The sequence below is a fragment of the Kosakonia pseudosacchari genome, assembly GCF_900184035.1.
GTDB classification, from domain to species: domain Bacteria; phylum Pseudomonadota; class Gammaproteobacteria; order Enterobacterales; family Enterobacteriaceae; genus Kosakonia; species Kosakonia pseudosacchari.
The window spans coordinates 781,342-796,574 of the sequence record NZ_FXWP01000009.1 but is presented as its reverse complement, the minus strand read 5'-3'; the positions used below and the strand labels follow the sequence as shown (position 1 = coordinate 796,574).

Here is a 15,233-nt window from a genome sequence, read left to right as displayed (position 1 = left end):
GGGGGTTTACCATGAAACTTTTCCAAGTGGCAGCATTCGCAGCGATCGTTGTTTCAGCAGGCGCATTTGCAGGCAGTGTCCCGCAGTATGGTAATGGCGGCGGTCATGGCGGTGGCAGCAATGGTCCAAATTCTGAACTGAGCATTTATCAATATGGCAGCGCCAACGCCGCCCTTGCTCTGCAAAGCGATGCACGTGAGTCTGACCTGACCATTCATCAGTATGGTTCCGCTAACGCCGCCGACGTGGGCCAGGGTTCTGATGCCAGCTCTATCGATCTGGTGCAGAACGGGGCACAAAACAATGCCACTATTGATCAGTGGAATAGCCGCAACTCTGATATTTCTGTGAGCCAGTACGGTGTCGCTAACGGTGCACTGGTTAACCAGACTGCATCGGGTTCAAGTGTTACTGTCCAGCAAACTGGTTACGGTAACCACGCTACCGCGAATCAGTACTGATCCCCCCGGCAGGAAAAAACAGGGCTGCGGCCCTGTTTTTTCTGGAGGCGCTATGCACACCTTATTATTGCTGGCGGCGTTATCCAGCCAGATCACGTTCGATACCACCCGCGATGGCGACAATTACACCATTACCCCGCTGGTGCAGGTTACACAGGATTGTGTTTGCCAGGTGCAGATTATTACCGAGCGTGAAGGCGCTGCGGGTGTGAGCCAAAGCCGGCAACGAAACACAATGACGCTCCCGGCGAATCAAACGACGGCGCTGTCGCGTATTCGCTTGAATATTTCCCCGCACGATAACGTCAAAATTATCGTCACGGTGTCCGATGGTCAGTCTCTCCATTTAGCCCAGCAGTGGCCAGCCGAATAATAATTTTAATAATCCTATCAGCGACAAACACATTCCCCATCTGAATGCTAATTTTAATTAAGGAACGCGCTAATGGTGCCGATATGTAGCTTATCAAGAGGCCGAAGCTCAACCGTCAGGGATGAGTGACTTACGAGGTGTTTATGCGTCTGTTTCAAGCGTTCGTGTTCCCTGTTGCCTGCTTTTGCATGATGTCATTTGCCAGTGCGGAAACCCGGCTGGCGGGAGGGAAGATCCATTTTCGTGGTGCCATCGTTGAAGGCGGCTGCGAAACGCACACGCAGAACCAAAATCTGCTGCTCTCCTGTGTGCAAAACAATAAAATGCAGACCCGGCAAATTCAGGTCTCCGATGTAACCGGACAATCACTCTCTTCGCAAGTTGCGCAAGTCCAGATGCGTTATCTCGATGCGCAGCGATCCCGCGCCGTGGTTACCATCATCTATAACTGATGATTTTGAACATGTTGCCCTTGCTATTTCCGGATACACTTAACGGTGTTAACGGGTTACTGGCCGGATAGGGGGCAAAAATGCAACCACGTATGCAGGTGCTTCAGGGGGATATCACTACGTTTGAAGTGGATGTGATTGTGAATGCAGCAAACTCATCATTGCTTGGCGGCGGCGGTGTGGATGGCGCGATTCATCGTGCCGCCGGGCCGGCTTTGCTCGATGCGTGCCGACAGGTGCGACAGCAGCAGGGAGAGTGTCCGCCTGGCCATGCGGTGATTACGGCGGCGGGAAATCTAAAGGCAAAAGCGGTTATCCATACGGTTGGACCGGTATGGCGTGGCGGAGAAGAGAATGAAGCGCGCTTGCTGGAGGATGCATACCGCAATAGCCTTCAACTGGCGGAAGCCAATAGTTACACCAGCATTGCTTTTCCCGCGATCAGTACCGGCGTGTATGGTTACCCAAAAGCCGCGGCGGCGGAAATCGCCGTTAATACTGTCGCTACCCACCTCATACGTCGGCCTCAACTCCAGCAGGTGATTTTTGTTTGTTTCGATGACGAAATGACGCAGCTTTATCAGCGCTTACTGACTCAGCACATTCAATAAGGCGCGGCTGCTCTGCGGGCAGGGCAGCCGGAAACGTTATCTGGCGTGAGCATGACGCTTCGCGTCGTTGTGCTGCGGCTTGCCGGAAAAAAGAAAGCGTAGCAGCGGAATGCGCAGATGGATTTCATACAGCAGCACCGCAATGCCAATGACGAAGACCAGCCCGGTAAGAAAACCGAGGAGGTTGGACTGGATATGCGGTGTGATCCACGCCCCAAATAGCAATGTCAGTGGATGGTGAACCAGATAGATAAACAGGGATGCGTTCACGAAATAACTGACGCGCGCTGACTGGAAGTTCAGCATCTTGTGGCCCAATGAAAAGACCACATTGACCATCCACAGGCCCAGCAGCATGGTGATAACCGCCTCGGTTTCGTACATCCAGCCCTCGCCACTGCCATAACGCTGGTTAAGCAAATAAGCACCAAAGGCCAGCGCCGAGCCGAGCATGCACCACGGCGAAGGCGTGGTAAAGAGTGACTTCAGGCGCGAGTTAATAAATATCAGCGCGCCGAGAATGAAGAACGGAATGTAGAACAACGTCTGCATGACCGCAAAATTAAACAGCGCGTCACGCAATATATCCGGATAGATCATCAACACCATTCGACGGAACGCCGCCCAGGCGATACCTAACAGCAGGAACCAAAGCGACAGTTTCGCCAGCGAAATATTGCCAGCCATCCGGTTAGCGCTATTTTTAAGTTTTTTAAACAGCACCATGCTGACGGTTGTTAATACTACAAGGACTAATAAAAACCATAAATGGGAGATGAGTTCCCATGACAGTGTGTTGAATTTGTCATAAGTCGATAGGGTGTGCCATTCGGCTGTTTTATCTTTCACATATTGCAACATAATAAATTGCGGCAGCGTCAGCAGTGGGATCGCGGTGAGCATTGGGATGCCGACACGCTCAACACGCAGCTTCCACCAACGCTTAAGCGGGTAGCGCAAATACAACATGTATGAAAAGTAACCGGAAATAACAAAAAACACCTGCATACGGAACGCATGGATGGCGTCATTGAACAGCGTTAGCCACCATGAAGGGTAGGCGCTGTTTACGTGCCACATATGGCTGGAGTAGATCAGCGAAATATGAAATGGGATCCCAAGCAGCATCAACCAGGCGCGTATGGAATCAAGGAAATATTCTCGTTGTGCGGGGGTTTTAGTCATATCACTCCGTACATTCTCAGACTTTTCGTCTTATCCATAAGACAAATAATGATTACATTCGCAACCAACCCTACACTATGACCGATAACCTGTCTCCAGGATAAGCCTGCAAAACGATAAAGGGTTAGTTTCATTTGCTTATTCATTGAGCCTGCATGGAGAACAATGCGGGGATTCAGTTGTCGGATTGCCTGAGTTTCCATTAAAATGGATCGGATCGATTTAAGCACACAAAGGGGGAAGTGCTTAGTTATTATGAAACCTAAATTACGAATGATGAAAATGCGTTGGGTAGGTGCTGCTGTTCTGTTGTCACTTTATACGTCATCAGGCTGGGCCTTTTCTATTGATGATGTCGCAAAACAGGCACAATCACTGGCCGGTAAAGGCTACGAAGCACCCAAGACCAATTTGCCCTCTGTGTTCCGTGAGATGAAATACGCGGACTATCAGCAGATCCAGTTTAACCACGACAAAGCCTACTGGAACGCGATCAACACCCCATTTAAGCTTGAGTTTTATCACCAGGGTATGTACTTCGACACGCCAGTGACCATCAACGAAGTGACGACCACTGCCGTACGTAAGATCAAATATAGCCCGGATTACTTCAATTTCGGCAACGTCCAGCACGATAAAGACACGGTCAAAGACCTCGGTTTCGCCGGTTTCAAAGTTCTGTACCCCATCAATAATAAAGATAAAAACGATGAAATCGTCAGCATGCTGGGCGCAAGCTACTTCCGTGTGATTGGTGCAGGGCAGGTATACGGTCTTTCCGCCCGCGGTCTTGCCATTGACACTGCGCTGCCCTCTGGCGAAGAGTTTCCGCGTTTTCGTGAGTTCTGGATTGAGCGTCCAAAACCGACTGACAAACGCCTGACCATTTACGCGCTGCTGGATTCACCGCGTGCAACAGGCGCATACCGTTTTGTGATCATTCCAGGCCGCGACACCGTGGTAGATGTGCAGTCCAAAGTTTACCTGCGCGATAAAGTGGGCAAACTCGGTGTTGCGCCGCTGACCAGTATGTTCCTGTTTGGGCCGACGCAACCCTCTCCAGCAACCAACTATCGCCCGGAATTGCATGATTCTAACGGGTTATCGATGCTTGCAGGCAACGGCGAGTGGATTTGGCGTCCGCTGAATAACCCGAAACATCTTGCTGTGAGCAGCTATGCGATGGAAAACCCGCAGGGCTTTGGTCTGCTGCAGCGTGGTCGTCAGTTCTCCCGTTTTGAAGATATCGATGACCGCTATGATCTGCGTCCGAGCGCGTGGGTAACGCCGAAAGGCGAGTGGGGCAAAGGCAAAGTTGAACTGGTCGAAATTCCGACCAATGACGAAACTAACGATAACATTGTCGCTTACTGGACCCCGGATCAACTGCCGGATCCAGGTAAAGAGATGAACTTCAAATACACCATCACCTTTAGCCGTGACGAAGACAAGCTGCATGCGCCAGACAATGCGTGGGTACTGCAGACGCGTCGCTCCACAGGGGATGTGAAACAGTCAAACCTTATCCGTCAACCTGACGGAACTATCGCGTTTGTGGTGGATTTCACCGGCCAGGATATGAAAAAGCTGCCGAAGGATACCCCTGTAACCGCGCAAGCCAGCATTGGCGATAACGGTGAGATTGTGGAAAACACCGTTCGCTATAATCCGGTTACGCAAGGTTGGCGTTTGATGTTGCGCGTGAAAGTAAAAGATCCGAAGAAAACTACGGATATGCGCGCGGCGCTGGTCAACGCCGACCAGAACCTGAGTGAAACCTGGAGCTATCAGCTACCTGCCAATGAATAAGACAACTGAGTATATCGACATGCTGCCGCTTTCCGCCTCGGAAAAAGCGGCGCTGCCGACAGAGAGCATTCGCAGCGTGCATGAAGCGCTGGATAAAGAGCATACGAGCTGGACGCGTGAAGATGATACGCCGCTGGGTTCTGTTACCGCACGTCTGGAACATAGCTGGCCGGATTCGCTCGCCGAAGGGCAATTAATCAAAGACGATGAAGGGCGCGCGCAGCTTCAGGCCATGCCGAAAGCCAAACGCTCTTCGATGTTCCCCGACCCGTGGCGCACCAACCCGATTGGTCGTTTTTGGGATCGTCTGCGCGGGCGCGAAGTTGCGCCGCGTTACCTTGCGCGTTTGACCAAAGAGGAGCAGGCGCACGAGCAGAAATGGCGTACCGTTGGTTCTATCCGCCGCTATATCTTGCTGGTGCTGACGCTGGCGCAAACCGTCGTCGCCACATGGTATATGAAAACTATTCTGCCATATCAGGGCTGGGCGCTGATCAACCCAACGGATATGGCGGGCCAGGATCTGTGGGTTTCCGTTATGCAGCTTCTGCCATATGTGCTGCAAACCGGTATCTTGATCCTCTTCGCGGTGCTGTTCTGCTGGGTTTCTGCCGGGTTCTGGACGGCGTTGATGGGCTTTCTGCAACTATTGATTGGCCGCGATAAATACAGCATTTCGGCCTCGACGGTGGGCGATGAACCGCTAAACCCGGAGCATCGCACGGCGCTGATTATGCCTATCTGCAATGAAGACGTGGATCGCGTGTTCGCAGGCTTGCGTGCAACCTGGGAATCCGTGAAAGCCACCGGCAACGCAGCGCATTTCGATGTCTATATTCTGAGCGACAGCTACAACCCCGATATCTGCGTAGCCGAGCAGAAAGCGTGGATGGAGCTGATTGCGGAAGTGCAGGGCGAAGGGCAGATTTTCTACCGCCGCCGCCGCCGCCGTGTAAAACGCAAAAGCGGTAATATCGATGACTTCTGCCGTCGCTGGGGCAGCCAGTACAGCTACATGGTAGTGCTGGATGCGGACTCCGTGATGAGCGGTGAGTGTCTGACCGGGCTGGTACGTCTGATGGAAGCGAACCCGAATGCCGGGATCATCCAGTCGTCACCAAAAGCATCCGGGATGGATACGCTCTATGCGCGCTGTCAGCAGTTTGCAACCCGCGTTTACGGGCCGTTGTTCACTGCGGGCTTGCACTTCTGGCAGTTGGGTGAATCCCACTACTGGGGCCATAACGCGATTATTCGCGTGAAACCGTTTATTGAGCACTGTGCGCTGGCGCCGCTGCCGGGTGAAGGCTCGTTTGCCGGTTCGATTCTGTCCCACGACTTTGTCGAAGCCGCGCTGATGCGCCGTGCCGGTTGGGGGGTGTGGATCGCTTACGATCTGCCGGGCTCATATGAAGAGCTGCCGCCGAACCTGCTCGACGAGCTGAAACGCGACCGCCGCTGGTGCCATGGCAACCTGATGAACTTCCGCTTGTTCCTGGTTAAAGGTATGCACCCGGTTCACCGCGCCGTGTTCCTCACTGGCGTAATGTCCTACCTTTCTGCACCGCTGTGGTTTATGTTCCTTGCGCTTTCCACGGCCTTGCAGGTCGTGCATGCGCTGACGGAGCCGCAATACTTCCTGCAGCCGCGCCAGCTGTTCCCGGTGTGGCCGCAGTGGCGTCCGGAGCTGGCAATCGCGCTTTTCGCTTCGACAATGGTACTGCTGTTCCTGCCGAAGCTGCTGAGTATCATCCTGGTGTGGTGCAAAGGGCCGAAAGAGTATGGCGGGTTCATTCGCGTAACGATTTCCCTGCTGCTGGAAGTGCTGTTCTCAGTGCTGCTTGCGCCGGTGCGTATGCTATTCCACACCGTGTTTGTGGTCAGCGCGTTCCTTGGCTGGGAAGTGGTATGGAATTCGCCGCAGCGTGACGATGACTCAACGCCGTGGGGTGAAGCCTTTATGCGTCACGGTTCTCAGCTGCTGCTGGGGCTGGTGTGGGCAGTCGGGATGGCGTGGCTTGATCTCCGCTTCCTGTTCTGGCTGGCACCGATTGTCTTCTCGCTGATCCTGTCACCGTTTGTGTCGGTTATCTCCAGCCGGTCTACTGTCGGTCTGCGCACCAAACGCTGGAAACTGTTCCTGATCCCGGAAGAGTATTCTCCGCCGCAGGTACTGGTGAATACGGATAAATACCTGGAGCTGAACCGCTCGCGCAGCCTGGATGATGGCTTTATGCATGCGGTGTTTAACCCGTCATTCAACGCGCTGGCAACGGCGATGGCAACGGCTCGCCACCGTGCAAGCCACGTGCTGGAAATTGCCCGCGATCGTCATGTAGAGCAGGCGTTAAACGAAACACCAGAGAAGCTGAATCGCGATCGCCGCCTGGTGTTGCTGAGCGACCCGGTCACGCTGGCGCGGATGCATTATCGCTTGTGGGCGGCCCCTGAGAAATATCTCTCATGGGCGAGCTACTATGAAACGCTGAAGCTTAACCCACTGGCGTTAAAGGCAAAGTAAGCCGACATTAAGGAAAATACCGGCCCAGGAGCCGGTATTTTTTTGTCTGATATAAATAAGAAGAGGTTGCCTGTGAGAGTGATTCTGGTAGTCGTCATGGCGTGCCTGCTAAGTGGTTGCGGTAGCATCGTCAGCCGGACAATTCCCGGTCAGGGACACGGTAATCAGTATTATCCCGGCGTTAAATGGGATGTCCGCGACTCCGCGTGGCGCTACATTACCGTGCTTGATCTCCCCTTTTCACTGGTGTTTGACACCCTTTTATTACCGCTGGATGCCAATCACGGCCCTTACGAGTAATCAGCGCTCATCCCACTCATCAGCGGCTGTCTGTCCCTCTTCGGTATCAAGAGGCGGCTCCAGCTGGAATTCGCCTTCGTCCCATTCGTGCAGCGTATTCTCTTCCTGCCACTCCTGGCTTATCTCAATTTCATCGAAATCGCCGTCAAAGACACTTTGTGCGGCTTCACCGCTTAAAAGAGGCAGACATTCGCCTGGCTCTTCTTCATCCGCAAAAAACTCAGCGCGCCACGCGATATCGCCATCCTGAAGAACATACTTTTGCACATTGAATTGCTGCACGCTGATTTCTTCTTCATCAAGATCCGGGTTGTCGGCAATAAATAATTCCCGCGCGGCATCAATTGCTTCCGACAGTGTTGAGTAATACTCCAGTTCAGTTTCGGCCATATCATCGCTCCTGAGATAACAGTAAAAAAGGTATGCACAAACCTATAGACGCTGGCTTTGCGAGCGTCAAATTTGTAAGAAATGAATCAGCGATTTCATGACATAACGAGAAAGGCGTAGTGCTTAATAACGCTACGCCTGCGGGAGCGGTGGCCGAACGTCTTATGTTTAACGTGGTGCAAGATAAATATCATCAGCCACGCCAGTTAGCCCGCTTGTCGGCTTTGAGTAATCCGGGAATATGCGCGAAACAGCATCGCATTTTTGCACGCGGGTAGCGTGAATTTAACGCAGATATCTGTTGTATCGGCCGCGCGATCGCGCTTTGTGGGTTACTCCTGGCGTTGAACGCTGCGGGTCTCCTCAGTTCTCGCCCGGCGGGCAGGACGCTGTAAACTGTACCATGAATAAATGGCATTAAACAGAACGACACCCGCCGTCACGCAAAACACCGCGCGAAAACCGTAGCTTGCCGAGACCGCCGCGCCCATCAGCGGACCGGTAACATTACCGATATCGCGAAATGACTGGTTGTAACTGAATATCCGTCCGGCAATTTGCGTGGTGGAGTTATAGACCAGCAAGGTTTGCACCGCAGGAAGCAACGCACCGTCTGCAGCACCAAGCAGGAAGCGCAAAATGGCCAGTTGCCAGGGAGTGTGCACCAGTGACATTGGCAGCAGGAGCAAGACGGAGATTATCAATGCCGCGACGAGGATTTTCTCCGGGCCGATTTTATCGCCCAATTTGCCCAGCCGAGGTGCGCTAAGCAGTGCCGCGACGCCAGGCACGGAGGCAATCATGCCGCTGATAAAGGCAATATTGCTGACGTTTCCGGCAAGATCGCGCACATAGAGTGTCAGAATCGGCGCAATAGAGCCCGTCGCTACCTGGATAATCATGGTCGTTATGAACAGGCTCAACACCAGTTTGGGGCTTTTTAGCGAGGCGAAAACCTCTTTGAAGTGCAACATCTCGCGTTTTGCCACCGGGGTGAAATTTTCGCGGATGCAAAGTAGGGTGAGCAGAAAACAGATAAAAAGCACAGAGGCGGTAATAAAAAAGACCATCCGCAAGCCCCAGGTATCGGCCAGCAAACCACCGGCCAGCGGGCCAAGCAGCGCGCCGCTAACACCTCCCGTCGAGAGCGTACCCAGCGCCCAGCCGCTTTTGTTGCGCGGCATTTGCGTGGCGATCAAGGCATTCGCGTTGGGGATAAAACCGCCCAGCAAACCGAGCAGCGCTCGCAGAACAAGGAGCTGCCAGACATGCTGTGCGATCCCCATTAACGCCATCACAATCGCCATGCCGAGAGCGGAACGCAGTAGCATGATTTTCCGCCCTTTTCGGTCGGCAAGACCGCCCCAGAAGGGAGAAGCGATGGCAGAGAAGAGGAAGGTGATACTAAAGACTAAACCGGACCACATATTGAGCGCGCCGGGATCGGTGATGCCAAGCTGTTCGACATAGAGGGGGATAAACGGCATCACCAGGCTAAACGCCGCGCCGGTGAGAAAACAGCCAAACCAGGCAACGGTGAGATTACGCTTCCAGTTTATTGGGGCATCAGAGAGAGACATAACCGTCCATAACAGCACACATTAATTATACTCGATAGTAAGCATGCTAATTATGCGCTCAGGTTATGATTGCCGCAATGCGCTGGCGCAGGTTTGTATGACAAAAAAAGAGCCCGCATTTGCGGACTCTTTATCGATTCAGTAGCGAGAGGGGACGCCTTCCGGGCGCGTTTTGAAACGGCGATGCAGCCACATATATTGCTCTGGTGCCATCATAATGCAGCGTTCAACCACTTTATTCATCCATGCTGCGGTGGTTTCTGCGTCATCGAGTGGAGGGGAACATTCCGGCTCGAGAATAATCAGTTCGTATCCTTTGCCGCCCGGTTTACGGCGTGGAACAAAAGGTACGATACAGGCCTGGGACATGCGGGCCAGCATCCAGGTTCCGGACGTGGATGCCGCATCTTTAACGGCAAAGAAAGGGACGAAAACGCTGGCGCGCGGGCCGTAGTCATGATCGGGCGCGTACCAGACGACATCACCCGCTTTCAGGGCGCGGATCATACCTTTGAGATCTTTACGGTCGATCATGCTTTTATTGGAACGCATGCGACCCCAGGTTTGCAGCAGGTCAATAACCGGATTGTCATTCGGGCGATAAACACCAATACCAGGCTCGTTCAGACCAAACATGCGGGCACCAATTTCCAGCGTCAAAAAATGTACGCCGATCAGCAAAATTCCTCGCCCTTGCGCCTGTACATTCCTGACATGTTCAAAATCGATAACCTCCATCCAGCGTGACATCCGGCGATCGGACCAGAACCAGGCCATGCCGGTTTCCATCAAACCCATTCCGACCGATTCAAAATTTTTCGCGACCATTTTCTGGCGCTCTGTTTCGCTCATGTGCGGAAAGCAGAGTTCAAGGTTGCGCTGCGCAATACGCACACGACGTTTCATCAAGCACTGTGCCAGGTGGCCAATGCCACAGCCGAGGCGGTAAATCACGGGGTAGGGGAGTTGAACAACTAACCACAACATGCCGACCCCGAACCAGAGAGCCCAGTAGCGCGGGTGCAGCAGCGATGCCGAAAATTTGGGTAAATGCGTCATGACTGTCCTGTTTGAAGCAACAATTCCCTGTATTCTCGCATTTTTTCGGAATTAACCAAAACCATGGCGCACAGAATGCCTGTTTTGTCAGGAATTGTTGCGTCGTAATCATTAGAATGAGAAAAAATGTAGCGCAAAATGTGTGGATGTAAATTATCAGTATTTGCTTTATGATGCCGCCGTTTTTTCACCCCTAACTTTGCAGGACACGTACACCATGCCAGTGTTACACAACCGCATCTCTAATGATGAGCTGAAGGCGCGAATGCTCGCGGAAACGGAACCGCGCGTGACCGTCTCGTTCTATAAATATTTCTCGATTATTAACCCGCAAGCCACGCGCGACGCGCTTTATCAGACGCTTAGCCAACTGAATGTATTTGGCCGCATTTACCTTGCTCATGAAGGTATCAATGCGCAAATCAGCGTGCCACAGAGCAAATTCGACGCCTTTCGCCAGGCGCTTTATGCATTCGATCCGGCGCTTGACGGCCTGCGTTTAAATATCGCGATTGATGATGACGGTAAATCCTTCTGGGTGCTGCGCATGAAAGTTCGCGACAGGATTGTTGCCGACGGTATTGAAGATGAGAGTTTTGACGCCAGCGATGTGGGGGATTATCTGAAAGCGGCGGAAGTGAACGCCATGCTCGACGATCCTGATGCGGTTTTCATTGATATGCGTAATCACTACGAATATGAAGTCGGGCATTTCGCCGGTGCGCTGGAGATCCCGGCGGATACGTTCCGCGAGCAGTTACCGAAAGCGGTCGAAATGATGCAGGAACATAAAGATAAGAAAATCGTTATGTACTGCACCGGCGGTATCCGCTGCGAGAAAGCGAGCGCCTGGATGAAGCATAACGGCTTCAATAAAGTGTGGCATATCGAAGGCGGCATTATCGAATATGCGCGCCGCGCACGCGAACAGGGCTTACCGGTACGTTTTATCGGCAAAAACTTTGTGTTTGACGAGCGTATGGGCGAGCGCATTTCTGATGACGTTATTGCCCACTGCCACCAGTGCGGCACGCCCTGCGATTCCCATACCAACTGTCGTAATGACGGCTGCCATTTGCTGTTTATTCAGTGTCCGGCCTGTGCTGAGAAATTTAACGGTTGCTGCAGTGAGCTGTGTAAAGAAGAGAGCGCACTACCGGAAGAAGAGCAGCGTAAACGTCGCGCCGGTCGGGAGAATGGCAACAAAATCTTTAACAAATCCCGTGGTCGCCTGAATACCAAACTGGGCATTCCGGATCCGGAATAAAAGCTGAGGAGAGGGCTGCCCCTCTCCCGTAATCTTACTTCTGACGCACGCCTTCCACGGAAATAATCAGTTCAACGTCCTGCGACGCCGGGCCCAGATCGGTGGTGATATTAAAATCTTTCAGCTTAATTTTGCCGGAAGCTTCAAAGCCTGCGCGCACGCCGCCCCACGGATCGTTGCCCTGACCCATCAGTTTCGCCGCCAGCACCACCGGTTTGGTTACGCCATTCAGCGTCAGGTTGCCGGTGATATCCAGCCCGTCACCCGCTTTTTTCACCTCTGTTGAGGTAAAGGTTGCCTGCGGGAATTTCGCCACATTCAGGAACTCAGCACTGCGCAAGTGTTTATCACGCTCTGCATGGTTGGTATCGACACTGTTAGTGTTAATGGTTACGTTGACTTTGTCAGAGGCCGGGTTGGCTTCGTCGAAGCTAAACGTCCCGCCGAAATCTTTAAACGTGCCATAGAGCCAGCTATAACCGAGGTGCTGGATACGGAAATTAACGAAGGCGTGTTGACCCTCTTTATCAATTTTGTAGTCTGCAGCGATAGCAGAACCCGTAGTAAACAGCAGCGAAGCGAGAGCGAGTCCCGGCAGGATTTTCTTCATATTATGCTCCAGAGTCAGGCGACGATTTTCCCAGCATGCGCTTGAGAGTGACGTCTTTATCGATGAAATGGTGTTTAACGGCGGCAAGGCCATGTAAAACGGACAGCACGACTACACTCCATGCCAGCCAGAGGTGAATACTTCCTGCCAGGTCGGCTTGCGAACCGGCATCGGCAAGCGTTGCGGGTATCTCGAACAGCCCGAAAACGCTGATGGGTTTACCGTCGGCTGTGGAGATCAAATAGCCGCTGAAAAGAATGCCGAACAACAGCAAATAGAGCGCGATATGGACGAAGACAGCGCTGATATGCGTCAGCCGTGAATAACTGGCAAGCGGCTTCGGCGGAGGGGAAAGAAAACGCCAGACTACCCGGAACACGAGGCCAAGCATGAGCAAAATGCCGATGCTCTTATGTAGCTCAGGCGCTTTATGATACCAACCGTCGTAATAGCTCAGCGTCACCATCCACAGACCCAACGCGAACATACCATAAACCACAATGGCCACCAGCCAGTGCAGAACAATGGAAACGGCGCCGTAGCGCTCAGGTGAATTGCGAAATGGCATAATTGTTAATCGTGGTTAATAACTGGTTAAATTAAAATGGCGGGAGAGAAACAATATTGCAACTCAAAATTACGATTTTGAATTGTTATTTTTTCTATATCATCTTTTTTGAATGACTTTGCTAAATAATATTCAGAACATTAGGTTGATTGTAGGGGTAAGTCATGAATTTATTAAGCTTTTGTTGCGATAGCGATGTTTAAATATTCTGTCCTGAAAATATATTTTTATAAAGCTATGTCAGTTTTTGTCAGTGTTTTTCAGGGCGCCCATACGATATAGATAATATCGATCAGTGCGATAAGTAGCCACAGCGCAATATAAAGCATCAAATGTTCACGTACGTTATTTATTAAGAAATGAAACAGACGGCGCATATTCTCTCCGCAAAGCTGCATTAAGCGGCCCCGAATGAGGCCGTGGAAGGTTTACCCGGCAAAGCGGGAAAGTGAGAAAGGTTGTAAATCAAACTTCGAGCTTTTGCCGTGGGCAAATTCACAGGCAATTTCACCCAGCACTGGCGCAAATTTAAAACCGTGTCCGCTCAGGCCTGTGACAATCAGTGTGTCCGGGAAGCCCGGCAGCGTATCAATAATAAAGTCTTCATCAGGAGAGTTATCGTAGGTGCAGGATGCACCGTACAAACATCCACCGATGCCTGGCAGAAACTGGCGCAGAAAAGCGAAACATTCGGAACCATCTCCCGGTTCTTCACCAAACGGCTTACGCTGCTGCGCTTCGCTGATAAGCTGCCCGCCGTTGTGACGGCCGATTTTTAATTCATTATCTTCCGCCGGAAAGCCGTAATACTGGTCGCCATTGGGCATTTCGCCAGTAAACGCCGGAAATTTGTTCTTGGTGCTGTAGCGACCATCGGCCTGGAACCATGCAAAAACTTTGCGCACCGGTTGTATCGGGAGCTCAGGCAGCAGTTTTTGCACCCATGTTCCCGCGCTGACAAGCACTTTTTTACCGTGGAATATCCCTTCCTGGGTATCGATGCTGATGCCGTCATCATGATGATGCAGCGCGGTGACCGGGCAATTGAACAGCTGAGCGCAGCCCGCCTCTTTGGCAAGACGGATCCAGGTTTTTACCGCCTGTTCGCTACGCAGTACACCGGAGTCGGTTTCAAACAGGCCGATGTAATTGTCGGGTACGCGGATTTCTGGCCAGCGCGCCATCAGTGACGGGGCATCGAGTTTTTCGACGGCCAGCTGCCACTGCGCTGCGCTTTGCGCGACGTTAACCAAAAAAGCGGAATCCGCCGGGCCGATATTGACAACGCCTGTGCGGTCAAACACCGCTTCGCCACTTTCAGCCGCCAGTTGCTCCCACAACTGTTGCGCACGCAGCACCAGCGGAACATATTTTTCGCCTTCGCCGTAAGCGTGGCGCATTAAACGCGTATCACCGTGGTGGCTGCCTTCCTGATGGGGCGGCAGGTGAGCATCGGTCATCAGCACATTCAGCCCGCTTAGCGTGGCGTAATAGCCTGCCGCTGCGCCGACAGAGCCGCTGCCAATAATAATGAGATCGTATTTCATGGTGGTGTTCTCCAGGCAAATGCGTGTTCAGGAGGGTAATTAACCTGGGAACGTTATACAAGGACAGAAATAAGAAAGGCACCACAAGGGTGCCTGTTGAGTCTATATAGCGCATTATCACTAATGCCTGCGATACTCATCTTCCTGGTAGTCGCCCGATTCAATCTTGGCAATGCCCGCTTCGAGTATCGAAATAAACTGGCGGGCAACATCGGTCGTTAACCACAACGTCTGGCCGACTTCGGTCTCTTCCTGAGCGGCTCTGTTTGGGGTCTGGTAGTGCAACCGGAGCATCAGTGCGTCGTAGCTATCCACGGTGCTGATGTCCCATCCGACCAGTGGATGGGTCTGGATGACTTCATTATTCTTTACCATCATAACCCCCTTTATTGGCGTGTTTAATTAGACAACGACTCTTGAGGTTCAATGCGTGTTTTTTTTGAAGCTTTTTCAGTATACCAACAAGTGGGGGAGTAGATCGAATAATTAAACACTCTGCA

Annotated in this window: 17 protein-coding genes; 8 read left to right on the top strand and 9 right to left on the bottom strand. The window is 52.2% G+C overall.

Going from position 1 to position 15,233, the window contains the following annotated elements:
• Window positions 1–11: 11 nt before the first annotated feature.
• The 4 genes from csgA (at window position 12) to ymdB (ending at window position 1,897) form a co-directional block, all read left to right on the top strand.
• The gene (csgA, locus tag BN2591_RS05895; protein WP_086869791.1) at window positions 12–461 is read left to right on the top strand and encodes a curli major subunit CsgA; all 450 of its coding nucleotides are present in this window, start codon (window positions 12–14) and stop codon (window positions 459–461) included.
• Between the two features lie 52 nt (window positions 462–513).
• Window positions 514–834 (top strand): curli assembly chaperone CsgC, encoded by a 321-nt coding sequence (gene csgC, locus BN2591_RS05890; RefSeq protein WP_086869789.1) that lies wholly within the window; start codon window positions 514–516, stop codon window positions 832–834.
• Window positions 835–977: 143 nt separating this feature from the next.
• Window positions 978–1,286 (top strand): fimbrial protein, encoded by a 309-nt coding sequence (locus BN2591_RS05885; protein ID WP_086869787.1) that lies wholly within the window; start codon window positions 978–980, stop codon window positions 1,284–1,286.
• Between the two features lie 80 nt (window positions 1,287–1,366).
• Window positions 1,367–1,897 carry an O-acetyl-ADP-ribose deacetylase gene (gene ymdB, locus BN2591_RS05880; protein ID WP_086869785.1) on the top strand — a complete coding sequence of 177 codons (531 nt, stop codon included), beginning with the start codon at window positions 1,367–1,369 and terminating at the stop codon, window positions 1,895–1,897.
• 36 nt (window positions 1,898–1,933) lie between these two features.
• Here ymdB and mdoC read toward each other — a convergent pair whose 3' ends face one another.
• Window positions 1,934–3,082 carry a glucans biosynthesis protein MdoC gene (mdoC, locus tag BN2591_RS05875; protein WP_086869783.1) on the bottom strand — a complete coding sequence of 383 codons (1,149 nt, stop codon included), beginning with the start codon at window positions 3,080–3,082 and terminating at the stop codon, window positions 1,934–1,936.
• Between the two features lie 273 nt (window positions 3,083–3,355).
• On the opposite strand from mdoC, the gene mdoG reads away from it, so the two are divergent.
• The 3 genes from mdoG to BN2591_RS05855 all read left to right on the top strand — a co-directional run bounded on the left by mdoG (window position 3,356) and on the right by BN2591_RS05855 (window position 7,712).
• The gene (gene mdoG, locus BN2591_RS05865) at window positions 3,356–4,891 is read left to right on the top strand and encodes a glucans biosynthesis protein MdoG (protein ID WP_020457411.1); all 1,536 of its coding nucleotides are present in this window, start codon (window positions 3,356–3,358) and stop codon (window positions 4,889–4,891) included.
• Window positions 4,884–7,412 (top strand): glucans biosynthesis glucosyltransferase MdoH, encoded by a 2,529-nt coding sequence (gene mdoH / locus BN2591_RS05860; protein WP_086869779.1) that lies wholly within the window; start codon window positions 4,884–4,886, stop codon window positions 7,410–7,412. Before mdoG ends, mdoH begins: the two co-directional genes overlap by 8 nt.
• A gap of 72 nt (window positions 7,413–7,484) precedes the next feature.
• Window positions 7,485–7,712, top strand: a complete 228-nt coding sequence (locus BN2591_RS05855) for a YceK/YidQ family lipoprotein (protein WP_086869974.1) — start codon at window positions 7,485–7,487, stop codon at window positions 7,710–7,712.
• Here the strand turns inward: BN2591_RS05855 and BN2591_RS05850 are convergent, their stop codons facing one another.
• The 3 genes from BN2591_RS05850 to BN2591_RS05840 form a co-directional block, all read right to left on the bottom strand.
• Window positions 7,713–8,087 (bottom strand): MysB family protein, encoded by a 375-nt coding sequence (locus BN2591_RS05850; RefSeq protein ID WP_086869972.1) that lies wholly within the window; start codon window positions 8,085–8,087, stop codon window positions 7,713–7,715.
• Window positions 8,088–8,434: 347 nt separating this feature from the next.
• On the bottom strand, window positions 8,435–9,682 hold the full coding sequence (gene mdtG / locus BN2591_RS05845) for a multidrug efflux MFS transporter MdtG (RefSeq protein ID WP_086869778.1): 1,248 nt from the start codon (window positions 9,680–9,682) through the stop codon (window positions 8,435–8,437).
• Between the two features lie 138 nt (window positions 9,683–9,820).
• The gene (locus BN2591_RS05840) at window positions 9,821–10,741 is read right to left on the bottom strand and encodes a Kdo(2)-lipid IV(A) acyltransferase (protein ID WP_086869776.1); all 921 of its coding nucleotides are present in this window, start codon (window positions 10,739–10,741) and stop codon (window positions 9,821–9,823) included.
• A gap of 217 nt (window positions 10,742–10,958) precedes the next feature.
• On the opposite strand from BN2591_RS05840, the gene trhO reads away from it, so the two are divergent.
• Window positions 10,959–12,008: an oxygen-dependent tRNA uridine(34) hydroxylase TrhO gene (trhO, locus tag BN2591_RS05835; RefSeq protein WP_086869774.1), complete on the top strand. Its 1,050-nt coding sequence runs from the start codon at window positions 10,959–10,961 to the stop codon at window positions 12,006–12,008.
• Between the two features lie 34 nt (window positions 12,009–12,042).
• On the opposite strand, the gene BN2591_RS05830 is transcribed toward trhO, so the two are convergent.
• The 5 genes from BN2591_RS05830 to bssS all read right to left on the bottom strand — a co-directional run bounded on the left by BN2591_RS05830 (window position 12,043) and on the right by bssS (window position 15,108).
• The gene (locus BN2591_RS05830) at window positions 12,043–12,618 is read right to left on the bottom strand and encodes a YceI family protein (protein ID WP_086869772.1); all 576 of its coding nucleotides are present in this window, start codon (window positions 12,616–12,618) and stop codon (window positions 12,043–12,045) included.
• A gap of 1 nt (window position 12,619) precedes the next feature.
• On the bottom strand, window positions 12,620–13,186 hold the full coding sequence (locus tag BN2591_RS05825; RefSeq protein WP_086869770.1) for a cytochrome b: 567 nt from the start codon (window positions 13,184–13,186) through the stop codon (window positions 12,620–12,622).
• Between the two features lie 260 nt (window positions 13,187–13,446).
• Complete coding sequence (locus tag BN2591_RS05820; RefSeq protein WP_086869769.1) at window positions 13,447–13,563, bottom strand: YceO family protein; 117 nt, start codon at window positions 13,561–13,563, stop codon at window positions 13,447–13,449.
• A gap of 51 nt (window positions 13,564–13,614) precedes the next feature.
• A complete protein-coding gene (gene solA, locus BN2591_RS05815; RefSeq protein ID WP_086869768.1) occupies window positions 13,615–14,733 on the bottom strand; it encodes an N-methyl-L-tryptophan oxidase in 1,119 nt (372 codons plus the stop codon).
• Window positions 14,734–14,853: 120 nt separating this feature from the next.
• On the bottom strand, window positions 14,854–15,108 hold the full coding sequence (gene bssS / locus BN2591_RS05810; protein ID WP_017456389.1) for a biofilm formation regulator BssS: 255 nt from the start codon (window positions 15,106–15,108) through the stop codon (window positions 14,854–14,856).
• Window positions 15,109–15,233: the final 125 nt, after the last annotated feature.